A 12,643-nucleotide genomic window follows, 5' to 3' on the forward strand; every position below is an offset into this window, starting at 1 on the left:
GGGGGTGTGGATAACCGGTCGGAAGCACCCCTTGACAACCACTACGATTGGGCGCATGACCGAGACGTCCCGCGTTCCTGACAAGCCCACCCTCGATGGCCTCGAGGAGAAATGGGCTGCCGTATGGAAGGAGCAGCAGACCTACGCGTTCGACCGTACGGCCGAGCGTGCGGACGTCTACTCGATCGACACCCCGCCGCCGACGGTCTCCGGGTCGCTGCACGTCGGGCACATCTTCAGCTACACCCACACCGACCTGGTCGCGCGCTTCCAGCGGATGCGCGGCAAGAGCGTCTTCTACCCGATCGGCTGGGACGACAACGGCCTGCCGACCGAGCGCCGGGTGCAGAACTACTACGGCGTCCGCTGCGACCCGTCGCTGCCGTACGACACCTCGTTCGAGCCGCCGGCCAAGCCGGACCCGAAGAAACAGGTCCCGATCAGCCGGCAGAACTTCGTCGAGCTGTGCGGTGAGCTGACCCACATCGACGAGCAGGCGTTCGAGTCGATGTGGCGCCGGGTCGGCCTGAGCGTCGACTGGAACTACCTCTACACGACCATCTCCGAGGACTCCCGGCGGACGTCGCAGCGCGCCTTCCTGCGCAACTTCGCCCGCGGCGAGGCGTACCTGTCCGAGGCGCCGACGATGTGGGACGTAACGTTCCAGACCGCCGTCGCCCAGGCCGAACTGGAAGCCCGTCCCTATCCGGGCGCCTTCCATCGGATCGCCTTCCACGGCCCGGCCGGCCCGATCTACATCGAGACCACCCGGCCCGAACTGATCCCGGCCTGCGTCGCGCTGATCGCCCACCCGTCCGACGAGCGCTACAAGGACCTTTTCGGTACTACGGTCCGCTCGCCGCTGTTCGATGTCGAGGTGCCGGTCCTCGCCCACGAGGCGGCCGAGCCCGACAAGGGCGCCGGCATCGCGATGTGCTGCACGTTCGGTGACCTGACCGACGTCCAGTGGTGGCGTGAGCTGCAACTCCCGGTCCGCACCGTCATCGGCCGCGACGGCCGGCTCCTGCGCGAGACCCCGGAGTGGCTCGAAGGTTCCGAGTTGTACGCGGAGGTGGCCGGCAAGACGGTCTTCAGCGCCCGCGAGGTCGTCGTCGCCAAGCTGCGCGAGAGCGGCGACCTGGACGGCGAGCCCAAGCCGACCGAGCGGATGGCGAACTACTTCGAGAAGGGCGACAAGCCGCTCGAGATCGTCTCCACCCGGCAGTGGTACATCCGCAACGGCGGCCGCGACGCCGATCTCAAGGCGGAATTCGTCGACCGCGGCAACGAGCTCGGCTGGGTCCCCGAGCACATGAAGCACCGCTACCTGAACTGGGTCGAGGGCCTGAACGGCGACTGGCTGATCTCCCGCCAGCGCTTCTTCGGCGTCCCGTTCCCGGTCTGGTACCCGATCGACCACGACGGCGAGCTCGACTACGCCCACCCGCTGATGCCGAGCGAGGCCGACCTGCCGATCGACCCGACCTCGCAGGTCCCGGGCGGGTACGACGAGTCCCAGCGCGGCAAGCCGGGCGGCTTCGCGGCCGACCCCGATGTGATGGACACCTGGGCGACCTCGTCGCTGAGCCCGCACATCGTCTGCGGCTGGGAGCGGGACGAGGACCTGTTTCAGCGCACCTTCCCGATGGACCTGAACACGCACGCGCACGAGATCATCCGCACCTGGCTGTTCTCCCGCGTCGTCCGGGCCCACTTCGAGAACGGCACCCTGCCGTGGGCGCGGTCGATGATCTCCGGCTTCGTCGTCGACCCCGACCGCAAGAAGATCAGCAAGTCCAAGGGCAACGCGATCCTGCCCGACGAGGTGCTGAAGAAGTACGGCTCGGACGCGGTCCGCTGGCGCGCGGCGATGGCCCGGCCGGGGCTGGACTCCCCGTTCGACGAGTCGCAGATGAAGGTCGGCCGGCGGCTGGCGATCAAGGTCCTGAACGCCTCGAAGTTCGTCCTCGGCTTCGGCGCCACCACGGTGGACGCCTCGGCCGTCACCGAGCCCGTCGACCTGGCGATGCTGCAGCAACTGCGCACGGTGATCGACGACGCGACTGCCGCCTTCGACCGGTACGACTACACCGGCGCCCTCGAGGCGACCGAGCGGTTCTTCTGGACGTTCTGCGACGACTACGTGGAGCTGGTGAAGGAGCGCGCCTACGGCGGACACGGCGAGGCCGGCGCCACCTCGGCGAAGGCCGCACTCGCCGTCGCCCTGTCGGTCCAGTTGCGCCTGCTCGCGCCGTACCTGCCGTTCGCGACCGAAGAGGTCTGGTCGTGGTGGCAGGAAGGTTCGATCCACCGGACGAGCTGGCCGACCGCTGCGGTCGACATCGCCTCCACCGAGCACGACCCGGCGGTCCTCGACGCGGTCGCCGAGGTCCTCGCGGGCATCCGTGGCGCCAAGTCGACCGCGCAGGTCTCGATGAAGACCGAGGTCTCCAAGGTCGAGGTCAGCGGCCCCGCCACCCGCCTCACCCTCGCCGAGCAGGCCGAGGTCGACCTCCGCGCGGCCGGCCGGATCACCGGCGAGATCGTCTGGAGCCCCGACGACTCCGACTCGGTCTCGGTCATCGCCACGCTGTAGTCCCGCACGATCCCGCACGCCCGTTGGTAACGCCCGCTTCTCCGGAGGCGGGCGTTACTTGTTCCACCTGACCGACTACGCTGCGGGACCAGCCTCAGGTCCCGACCACCCGCACGGGACCTTCTGGCACCTTTGTCCGGATATGAAACCATCGTGATCACCCCGACCCACCCCCGGCGACACCGTCCGCGCGCCCCGAGGAGCACCCCATGAACACCCCCAACCCCCCGGCCCCCACGGACGACCCCAACACCCCCAAGTCGCCAGACAACACCTCCCCCTCGTCACCCCCCGGCCCCTCCTCGGCGGGCACCTCGGGCACCTCCACGGCGGGAACCTCGGGCACGTCCTCGGCCGGAACCTCGGGCACCTCTTCGGCCGGGACCCCCGGCACCTCCACGGCCGGAACCTCGGGCACTTCCTCGGCCGGGACCCCCGGCACCTCCTCGGCCGGAACCCCCGGCACCTCCTCGGCCGGAACCCCCGGCACCTCCTCGGCGGGAACCTCCGGTGCCGGTCCGAGCGACCCTCTGACCGCCGACGCCGAAGCCATCTCCCCAGCCCGCCCCACCCGCAAGCGCGCCGCCAAGAAGACGTCAACACCGGGACCGGCCCCCGAACTACCCTTCGACGCCAAACCCCTGGCTCCTTCAGCCACCGCCAAGCCCCCGCAAACCCCCACGTCGCCTCCGTCGCCCACCGGCGGTGCGACGCCTCCCGCCAGCGCCAGCCCGACTGAGCCAGCCAAGCCGACCTCACCAACACCCGGTACTCCGGCAACAACTCCCGCAGCCACCGCCAGTACTGCGCCGCCCGCCGCCGCTGCAGCCAGCGCCGCGGGTGCAGCCGGTACTCCTGCGCCCTCCGCCGCCGGCGCAGCCGGTACTCCTGCGCCTTCCGCCGCCGGCGCCTCCGGTAAGCCGACCAGCTCGGACAAGGACGCGACCGAGGCTGATACGGCGTCGATTCCTGTGGTGACAGCAGAAGGTGCCACGGCCGCTGGGAGTACGACCGCATCCGCGAAGGATGCTGAAAAGCCGTCGGCGGGCGGCGACGGTCAGGGTGCTGCGGCAACGAAGGTCGATGGAAAGCCTGCCAAGGGTAAGGAAGCGGACGCTGCCAAGGGCGCCGGAGACGGACCTAAAGGCCCTTGGTGGAAAGCACCCTGGCGCGGCCTCAAGAAGGTCAAATGGCGGCGGAACCCCTGGGTGACCGTGGGTTCTGTGCTTGTGGTCTTGCTGGCGCTCGCCGCCGTCGGGTACTTCGCCGGCCTGGGACCGATGAGCCGCCTCAACACCGCACGAGGAATCGAGCCCCCCGCGAAACTCGCCGGCCTCGACCGCATCACCGATCCAGAAATCCGCGGCCAGCTGCAACTCGACCAGACCCGGGAACGCCTGAGCCAGATCAACGACGGAAAGCAGGCAACCGTCGAAGCGTACGGCGACCTCAGCGGAAGCCGGCTGTTCATCGTGATCGCGTTGCGCGGCAAGGTCGACATCGACGGGACGATCAAGGACTCCGGCGCATCGCCCGAACTGGTCAAGGTCGTCGGCCAGTCCACCTGCGTCGAGTCGAACGACAACCTCCCGACGCAGTGCTACCGCGGGTCCAACACCCTGACCGTGATCGCCCAGTCCGCCAACGACGGCGTCAACGCGGACACGGTCGGTCCCGTAGCCGACGAAGCCTTCACCGCCATGAAGTAGCGCCAGCCGGCCCAGCGGAGTACGAAAGAGAGCCGAACCAGACCGTGACAGGGTGTCGTCTCTAGTGATGCGCAACCAAACGGGAAGCGTTGAACTACAGGGGAAACATCATGAAGCGGTCCGGTTTGTTGCCGGTGTGGCGGCTGCGCTCGGGGCGGGTGGGCTGCTGGTGACGGGGCTGCTGCCGAGCAGCGTGGAACTCGAGGACTGAAGATCGTCGGCACGTCCACGCGTAACCCCAAGGCGAGCGATGGCGTAGCGGGCTCGTTGCGGCCGCGGTCTGCTTTCGATTGCGTCAGTTGAGGACGGCCTGGCGGCGGTAGGCGCCAGGAGCCAGGCCGAAGTCGCGTTTGAACGCCTTCGCGAAAGCGAATTCCGACGTGTAGCCGATCTCCTTCGCAACGGCGGCGAGGGAGCGGTCGTGGTCGCGCAGCAGGCGCGCGGCCGTGGTCATCCGCCAGCGCGACAGATAGGTCAGCGGAGGTTCGCCGACGGCCTCGGTGAAGCGGCGGGCGAAGGCCGCGCGGGACAACCCGACATCGGCCGCGAGATCCGCGACGGTCCAGGAAGCACCCGGCCGGGCGTGGATCGACTCCAACGAACGCGCGACGGCATCGTCGGTCAGAGCCTTGGACCAGCCGGGCCCAGTCGAGCAATTGCTCTGGTCTTCCAACCAGGCCCGCAGGATCAGCACCAGCAGCGCGTCGACGAGCGAGGGCACCACGGCGGCCGCGCCGGGCCGGTTCGAGTCGAGTTCCTCGCCGAGGATTCCGATCGTGGTGTGCAACGTGCGATGCCGGCCCGGATCCGCCGGAAGGTGGACGATGTCGGGCAGATTGCTGAGCACCGGATGCGGCCGCTGCCGGTCGAGCCGATAGGTGCCGCACAGCAACAGCGACCGCGTCCCGTCCCCACCTGGCGTCAGCTCTGCGGCCTCGGGGTCGAAATCGACCAGCGGCGAACCAGGGTGATCCGCGATGGCGTGCTCCAGCCCGCGCGGAAGCAGTACGGCGTCGCCCGGGCCCATCGCCACCGGCGGCGCGCCGTCCGACGGGATCAGCCAGGAATTCCCCTGCAGGATCAGATGGAAGGTGGCTCCGGTGGACTGGACGAACCGCAGCCCCCAGGGCGCGCGCACATCCGTCCGGCCGGAGTTTGCCGGACCGGTCCGCATCGAGGCGACCACATCTGAGAGCACATCCATGGACTCGATGATACGCCATGCTGGAAAGACGATAAGACATAAACGAGAGCCAGATAGACATAGATCCGCTCGCAGCAGCCAGTTAATCTGGGTAGTAGAAACCTCAACTTCACCGGGAGCAGACAAACTATGAGCATTGTCGTCACCGCAGCAACTGGCCACCTCGGACGCCTCGTCATCGACGAGTTGCTGACCCGGGTGCCGGCCGACCAGGTCGTCGCCGTGGTTCGCGACGCGGAGAAGGCGGCCGACCTGGCGGCCCGCGGCGTCGAACTGCGAATCGCCGACTACAACGACCAGGCGGCCTTCGCGAAGGCCTTCAACGCCGGCGACACCGTGTTGCTGATCTCGGGCAACGAGCCCAACCGGGTCTCGCAGCAGGAGGGCATCATCGCCGCCGCGAAGGAGGCCGGCGTCGGGCGCATCGCGTACACGAGTGTGCTGGGCGGCCCGGAGGCCGACTTCGCGCTTGCTGCCGACCACAAGGCGACCGAGCAGGCGATTCTGGAGTCGGGATTGAGCTACACCTTCCTGCGCAACGGTTGGTACAACGAGGTCTACACCGACCAGATCGCCGTGCAGTTGGAGCACGGGGTTGTCGGGAGCACGGGTGATGGTCGGGTCGGGTCTGCTGCTCGGCGGGACTACGCGACCGCGGCGGCCGTAGTACTGACTGGTGAAGGGCATGAGAAGAAGGCGTACGAGCTGAACGGCGACGTGTCTTGGACGCTGGCGGAGTACGCGGCTGAGCTGTCGGCGCAGGCGGGCAAGGACGTTGCCTACAACAACGTTCCTGAGGAGACGCTTGTTGGTGTGCTGGTTGGCGCTGGGCTTCCTGAGGTGATGGCGAAGGTGTTCGCGGATGTGGACGTCGCCATCGGGCGCGGGCTGCTCGCCGGTCGGGGCAACGACCTGAGCCGGCTCATCGGGCGGCCGACCACACCCCTCGCCGACTCGATCGCCGCCGCTCTGAAGAAGTAGTCATCAGTACTACGCCGCCTGCGAGCTGACCCGCGTGCCTGGCTGAGCACGCGAGCAAGCTCGCAGGAAGCGGTGGCCCGCGTGCCTGGCTGAGCACGTGAGCTCGCAGGAAGCGGTGGCCCGCGTGCCTGGCTGAGCACGCGCGCAAGCTCGCAGGAAGCGGTGGCCCGCGTGCCTGGCTGAGCACGCGAGCAAGCTCGCAGGAAGCGGTGGCCGGCGTGCCTGGCTGGGCACGCGAGCAAGCTCGCAGGAGTGGGTGGCCGCAGTACGCAACACCCGGGGCGCCGGCGGGTGGGGCACACGGCTCGGGTGGTGTCTCCGCGAGCGCCGGGGGAGGCGTGGTTAGCCGCCGTTGATCAGGCTTGTGGCCAAGGCGGGGCTGAACTGGCCTGCGGGGATCTCGGGGCCGATGCCGCAAGGGCCGTCTGAGTCGCCGGGGACCTTGACCCAGAGGAGCATCTCGGCGCCGCCGCCTTGCTGGGCGGTGGTGCCGAGTTTGCGGCCCGGCGGGTTGCACCAGTCGGCGCCGGGGCCGTTGCCGTTGCGGCTGGTGTCGATGACGAACGGCTTGGCGGCGCCCAGGTGGGTGTTGACGGCGTTGGCGTAGGCGACGGACTGCGTGGTGGTGTAGTAGTTCGAGACGTTCACCGAGAAGCCGTGCGCGACACCGACTCCAACGCCGTTCAGGCGGCGAGCCATCTCGGACGCGTCGGCCCAGCCTGCGTTGCCGGCATCGAGGTAGGTCCAGGTGTTCGGCGCCAGAGTCTTGAACTGCTGCAGCGCGAAGCTCAGCATTCTGGTCCGCTCTTCCTGCTCGGCCTGCGTCATGCACTGGAAGTCGCCGAGCGAGTCCGGCTCGAGGATCACGATCGCGGGCCGGCCGCCGATGGCCGCGGCGAAGGTCTCGATCCACGCCTTGTACGCCGCCTCCGTCCCCGCGCCGCCACCCGAATGTCCACCACAGGCGTCCCGGCCGGGGATGTTGTACGCCACGAGCACCGGCAGTTTGTCAGCCGCATCCGCCGGCCCGACGAACCTGTGCACCGCGTCAGCGATCTCCCCACTCCAGTTGCCGAACCACCGCCCCATCGGCTTGGTCGCGATGGACGCCGAGATCGCCTGCCGGTCGGGGTGGTTCTGGTTCTGCGGATCGTCCACCCACAGCTTCGGATTGGAATTCGGGTCGACGTAGAAGCCGTTGGTCAACTGGACCGGACTCCCGGCCACGTTGCCGTAGTTGTCGACCAGCGAGATGTTGTCCAGCCACAAGCTGAATCCGGCTACCCCGCCCAACTGAAACGTCAGTTCCGCGTTGACCGTCTCCAGCGAGCCGGTGAACGCGAACGCGTAGCGCCGGATCGTGGTGTCCACGGTGAACACCTTGTCGAGCGTCGCCGGATAGGGAGCCGTGTTCTGCTGCACCGTCGTCCGCACCTCCCGGGTTGCCGACGCGGACGCGTCGAACGACAGCGTGTACCGGTGGTTCTGATGGATCGGGAACGCCGGCATCTTCTGGCCGAGCATCGCGTCCCACTTGTTCGCGGTGCCACCCGGTACGACGGCCTTGAGCCGCCCGGCATCCACGCTGATCGGCGTGTTCCCGGTGCTCCACCACGACGTCGTACTGGTGCTGAAGGTGCCGTTCTGGATGAGTTGGGTGGCCGCTCCGGCCTCGGTGGCCGCGGGCGCGGTCAGGGCGAGCGTGAGGCCGACGGCGACGAGGCCGCGCGTGATCCATCGCATGGGTGCTGCTCCTGTCATGAAAGGGGCGGAAGACAGTCTGGGAGCGCTTTCAGAAAGACATCATCACAGCGACGTCACCCGGAATGCTGCCGGTCCCACCGGCGCACGTCAAGGGCTCTGGAAGCGCTCCCAACCCATCTGCCCCCAGCTCAGAGCCCGAGTCCACCCCAGCGCTGCACCCCGGCAGGCACGTCAGCCCCCGCCGGTACCGGGCTCTTTGCCATCGGCAACTGATCGAAGGGCTTGCGGTCCGGCTGGCAGACCGCGCCGTCAGCAGGTGCCTGCAACTTCACCAGGTACGCCGTGATGGTGGCGTCGGCGCAGGCGCTCTTCTGGATCGTCGTATGACCCCACCCGTTCAGCGTCACCATCCGCGCGTCCGGGTAGAGGTCGGCGTACGGGCGCGTTGCCTGGTACGGCGTGGCCGGGTCGTACCGCGTGCCGAACACCAGCACAGGCGACTTCACCTTCAGCTTCCACGGCCCGAGGAACGCGTCGGAGTCACGCACCGGCAGGAACTCGCACGTCTGGCCGACCCACGCCCGGAATCGCCCGAAGTCCGGTGCCGCCTGGTCCGCGGCATCGGCGTACGCCGGGTAGGCGAACGGGCGCCCAGACTGGCGAGCCTCGATGCAGGGCTGCAGGCTGTTGCCGACAGACACGTAGTCCTCCTTGCGGCGGTTCCACTCCAGCAACCCCTGCGGCAACTTGCCGGCCGCAACAGCCGCCGTACGACGCCCGGCGGGCGCGTCGGAAGCCACCGAAAGCTCCGCAAGCAGGCCAGCCAGGTCCGGCCAGCCAGCAGGCGAGTACAGCGAGAAGAAGGTGATCTGCACCGCCAGCGCGTAGGTGACCTTCAGAGTGCTGCCGTCCGGCATCGTGAGGTCGACCGGGTTGGTCTTCAGCCGCTGGAAGAGGTTCTTGACCACAGTGGCCGGATCCCCCAGCTTTGCCAGCACACAGGCGTCGGGCCCGGCCTTCTTGCACTCAGTGTTGAACTGGGCAAGGACTTCGGCCCCACCCTCCCCCTGACGCAGCCGTACTCCGACCGGCCGCGTGTCACCATCCGAGCCGGAGTACCACGACGGCAGCAGTGTCCCGTCGAGCACCAGCGCGCGCACTTTGTTCGGGAACAGGCGCGCGTAGGTGGCTCCCAGGTAGGTGCCGTACGAGTAGCCCGCGTAGCTGAGCTTGGCGTCGCCGACGGACTGCCGGAGCAGATCCATGTCACGGGCAACGTTCGCGGTCGAGTAGTGCCGCAGCCGATCCGGTGACGTGGTCAGGCAGGCCGCGGCCAGTTTCGCGTTGAAGACCGTGAACTGCCTCTCCTCGGCCTGTCCAAGCGGGAAGCCCGGTACTCCGGCCAGAGCCGCCGAGACGCTGTCGACGCTAGGCGCGGCCGCGGTACCGGCACGTCCGCCACGAGAAGGAGGCCGGTGGTCCGCCTCTCAGCGGATACCGGCCTCCTCGACGGTGTTGATTCCGAAGGGGTGCGTCAGGCGGTCTTCTCGCGCCGCTCGCGCTTGCGCTCCATCTGGTCCCGCGGGATCAACGTCGGATTGACGTTCTCCAGCACGACCTCGCCGGTGACGACGACCTTGGCGACGTCCTCACGGCTGGGCACCTCGTACATCACGTTGAGGAGCACCTCCTCCATGATCGCCCGCAGCCCACGGGCGCCGGTGCCGCGCAGCAGCGCCTGGTCCGCGATCGCCTCGACCGCGTCCTCGCTGAACTCCAACTCGACGTTGTCGATCTCGAAGAGCCGCCGGTACTGCTTGACCAGCGCGTTCTTCGGCTCCGACAGGATCTTGATCAGCGCGTCGCGGTCCAGCGGGGAGACCGTGGTGATGACCGGGAGGCGCCCGATGAACTCGGGGATCAGGCCGAACTTCAGCAGGTCCTCGGGCATCACGTCGGAGTACCCGTTGACCTCCTTGGGCTTCTCCGGCTCGCGGGAGGCGTTGAAGCCGAGGGTCTTCTTGCCGACCCGCTGCTCCACCATGTGGTCCAGGCCGGCGAACGCGCCGCCGACGATGAACAGCACGTTGGTGGTGTCGATCTGGATGAACTCCTGGTGCGGGTGCTTGCGGCCGCCCTGCGGCGGGACGCTGGCCGTCGTACCTTCCAGGATCTTCAGCAGGGCCTGCTGGACACCCTCGCCGGAGACATCGCGGGTGATCGACGGGTTCTCGCTCTTGCGGGCGATCTTGTCGACCTCGTCGATGTAGATGATGCCGGTCTCGGCCTTCTTGACGTCGTAGTCAGCGGCCTGGATCAGCTTCAGCAGAATGTTCTCGACGTCCTCGCCGACGTAGCCCGCCTCGGTCAGCGCGGTGGCGTCGGCGATGGCGAACGGAACGTTCAGCATCCGCGCCAGCGTCTGGGCCAGGTAGGTCTTGCCGCAGCCGGTCGGGCCGATCAGCAGGATGTTCGACTTGGCGAGCTCGACTGCCTCGTCCTTCGCGTGCCGGCCGGCGCTCGAGGAGCCCTGACCGTCGCGGACGCGCTTGTAGTGGTTGTAGACCGCCACCGCGAGCGCCTTCTTGGCAACGTCCTGTCCGACGACGTAGGCGTTGAGGAAGTCGTAGATCTCCCGGGGCTTCGGCAGCTCCGTCAGACCGACCTCGGAGCCCTCGTTCAGCTCCTCCTCGATGATCTCGTTACAGAGATCGATGCACTCGTCGCAGATGTAGACGCCGGGACCGGCGATGAGCTTCTTGACCTGCTTCTGGCTCTTCCCGCAGAACGAGCATTTGAGCAGGTCGCCGCCGTCACCTATGCGTGCCACCGGGACAGATCCCTTCTCTGAGCAGTCGAACCGGGCAACCGAACCTGAGACCGGGCCCGGATCCCGATTCGACGGTACCGCGCCGAAGGCCGAAACGCCGCGCTCGCCGACGCGTTGTGACTACGCCGGTGGCGAACGCACTGTTTCTTGACACGGCCTGGGACGGCACCGCCGAAACGGGGTGGTTCCTTCTCAGACGCCGGCCGGAACCGGGGACTTGAGGCTCTGCAGGATGTCGTCGATCAGGCCGTACTCGATGGCCTGCTCGGCGGTCAGGAACTTGTCCCGCTCGATGTCACGCGAAACCTCTTCGCGCGGCTTGCCGCTGGCCTCGGCGAGCATCTGCTCCAGCAGCGCCCGCAGACGCAGGATCTCGTTCGCCTGGATCTCGATGTCGCTGGACTGCCCGTAGGTGCCCTCGGTGGCCGGCTGGTGGATGATGATCCGGCTGTTCGGCAGCGCGAGCCGCTTGCCCGGAGTACCGGCGGCGAGCAGCACCGCGGCGGCCGAGGCGGCCTGGCCCAGGCAGACCGTCTGCACGTCCGGCTTGATGTAGCGGATCGTGTCGTAGATCGCGGTCAGCGCCGTGAACGAACCACCGGGCGAGTTGATGTAGATGCTGATGTCCCGGTCGGAGTCCATCGCCTGCAGGCAGAGCAACTGCGCCATCACGGCGTTGGCGATCTCGTCGGTGATCGGGGTGCCGAGGAAGATGATCCGGTCCTCGAACAGCTTCGTGTAGGGGTCGATCCGGCGCATGCCGTACGACGTGCGCTCCTCCCACTGCGGGATGAAGTAGTTCATGCGATTTCCTTAAGACTGGAGTGGGAGATCAGGAGTTGGGGCTGCCGCTGCTCAACTGAGCCGCGCTGGCCACGACGTGGTCGATGAAGCCGTAGTCCTTCGCCTGCTCCGCGGTGAACCAGCGGTCGCGGTCGGCGTCGTTCTCGACCTGCTCCAGCGGCTGGCTCGTGTGCTCGGCGATCAGGCGGAACAGCTGCGCCTTGATGTGCAGCGACTGCTCGGCCTGGATCTTGATGTCGGAGGCCGTTCCACCCATGCCGCCGGAGGGCTGGTGCATCATGATCCGCGCGTGCGGCAGGGCGAAGCGCTTGTTCTTCGCACCGGCGCAGAGCAGGAACTGTCCCATCGACGCGGCCAGGCCCATCCCGACCGTGGCGACGTCGTTGGAGATGTACTGCATGGTGTCGTAGATCGCCATTCCGGCGTCCACCGAACCACCCGGCGAGTTGATGTACAGCCAGATGTCCTTGTTGGGGTCCTCGGCGTTGAGGAGCAGCATCTGAGCGCAGATCGCGTTCGCGTTGTCGTCGCGAACCTCGGACCCCAGGAAGATGATCCGGTTGGTCAGCAGGCGCTGGTAGATGTGGTCGTCGAGTCCGCCGGATCCGTTGCCGCCCGCGGCGGTGGGGCTGGCTGCAAATGTCTCGTTCACGAAGCCGACATTACTGGTCGGCGGCGACAGACCTAAGGCCGGTCGGCAAGTGTTCGCTCACGGCGCACCCGGTCTGCTCTGAGCGAATTCCGCGAACGGCAGGTTTCCGTCTCTGTTGGAACACCTTCGACACACAGCGACGGCCCGGATCCACTGGGGATCC

10 protein-coding genes and 1 pseudogene are annotated in these 12,643 nt (G+C 67.7%); 3 read left to right on the plus strand and 8 right to left on the minus strand.

Annotated features, from left to right (window positions below; translation table 11 throughout):
• Nucleotides 1-55: 55 nt before the first annotated feature.
• Nucleotides 56-2,596: a valine--tRNA ligase gene (gene valS, locus ABD255_RS30510; protein ID WP_344220114.1), complete on the plus strand. Its 2,541-nt coding sequence runs from the start codon at nucleotides 56-58 to the stop codon at nucleotides 2,594-2,596.
• 157 nt (nucleotides 2,597-2,753) lie between these two features.
• On the opposite strand, the gene ABD255_RS30515 is transcribed toward valS, so the two are convergent.
• Complete coding sequence (locus tag ABD255_RS30515) at nucleotides 2,754-3,590, minus strand: hypothetical protein (protein ID WP_344220116.1); 837 nt, start codon at nucleotides 3,588-3,590, stop codon at nucleotides 2,754-2,756.
• A 229-nt stretch (nucleotides 3,591-3,819) separates the two neighbouring features.
• On the opposite strand from ABD255_RS30515, the gene ABD255_RS30520 reads away from it, so the two are divergent.
• The gene (locus ABD255_RS30520; protein ID WP_344220118.1) at nucleotides 3,820-4,305 is read left to right on the plus strand and encodes a hypothetical protein; all 486 of its coding nucleotides are present in this window, start codon (nucleotides 3,820-3,822) and stop codon (nucleotides 4,303-4,305) included.
• Nucleotides 4,306-4,600: 295 nt separating this feature from the next.
• Here ABD255_RS30520 and ABD255_RS43880 read toward each other — a convergent pair whose 3' ends face one another.
• Nucleotides 4,601-4,999, minus strand: coding sequence for a helix-turn-helix transcriptional regulator (locus tag ABD255_RS43880; protein ID WP_425554576.1), 399 nt, complete (start codon nucleotides 4,997-4,999; stop codon nucleotides 4,601-4,603).
• Nucleotides 4,985-5,509 (minus strand): annotated as a pseudogene (locus tag ABD255_RS43885) (cupin domain-containing protein); the annotation flags it as partial. The pseudogene ABD255_RS43885 and the gene ABD255_RS43880, both read right to left, overlap by 15 nt.
• Before the next feature lie 129 nt (nucleotides 5,510-5,638).
• On the opposite strand from ABD255_RS43885, the gene ABD255_RS30530 reads away from it, so the two are divergent.
• The gene (locus ABD255_RS30530) at nucleotides 5,639-6,490 is read left to right on the plus strand and encodes an SDR family oxidoreductase (RefSeq protein ID WP_344220122.1); all 852 of its coding nucleotides are present in this window, start codon (nucleotides 5,639-5,641) and stop codon (nucleotides 6,488-6,490) included.
• Between the two features lie 342 nt (nucleotides 6,491-6,832).
• On the opposite strand, the gene ABD255_RS30535 is transcribed toward ABD255_RS30530, so the two are convergent.
• The 5 genes from ABD255_RS30535 to ABD255_RS30555 all read right to left on the minus strand — a co-directional run bounded on the left by ABD255_RS30535 (nucleotide 6,833) and on the right by ABD255_RS30555 (nucleotide 12,480).
• On the minus strand, nucleotides 6,833-8,233 hold the full coding sequence (locus ABD255_RS30535; protein WP_344220124.1) for a glycoside hydrolase family 6 protein: 1,401 nt from the start codon (nucleotides 8,231-8,233) through the stop codon (nucleotides 6,833-6,835).
• A gap of 149 nt (nucleotides 8,234-8,382) precedes the next feature.
• A complete protein-coding gene (locus ABD255_RS30540; RefSeq protein ID WP_344220400.1) occupies nucleotides 8,383-9,600 on the minus strand; it encodes an alpha/beta hydrolase in 1,218 nt (405 codons plus the stop codon).
• A gap of 128 nt (nucleotides 9,601-9,728) precedes the next feature.
• Nucleotides 9,729-11,024: an ATP-dependent Clp protease ATP-binding subunit ClpX gene (clpX, locus tag ABD255_RS30545; RefSeq protein WP_344220126.1), complete on the minus strand. Its 1,296-nt coding sequence runs from the start codon at nucleotides 11,022-11,024 to the stop codon at nucleotides 9,729-9,731.
• A gap of 192 nt (nucleotides 11,025-11,216) precedes the next feature.
• Complete coding sequence (locus ABD255_RS30550; RefSeq protein WP_344220128.1) at nucleotides 11,217-11,828, minus strand: ATP-dependent Clp protease proteolytic subunit; 612 nt, start codon at nucleotides 11,826-11,828, stop codon at nucleotides 11,217-11,219.
• A 28-nt stretch (nucleotides 11,829-11,856) separates the two neighbouring features.
• Nucleotides 11,857-12,480 (minus strand): ClpP family protease, encoded by a 624-nt coding sequence (locus tag ABD255_RS30555; RefSeq protein WP_344220130.1) that lies wholly within the window; start codon nucleotides 12,478-12,480, stop codon nucleotides 11,857-11,859.
• Between the last annotated feature and the right edge of the window lie 163 nt (nucleotides 12,481-12,643).

The sequence above is a fragment of the Kribbella sancticallisti genome, from assembly GCF_039530625.1.
Taxonomy (GTDB): Bacteria; Actinomycetota; Actinomycetes; order Propionibacteriales; family Kribbellaceae; genus Kribbella; species Kribbella sancticallisti.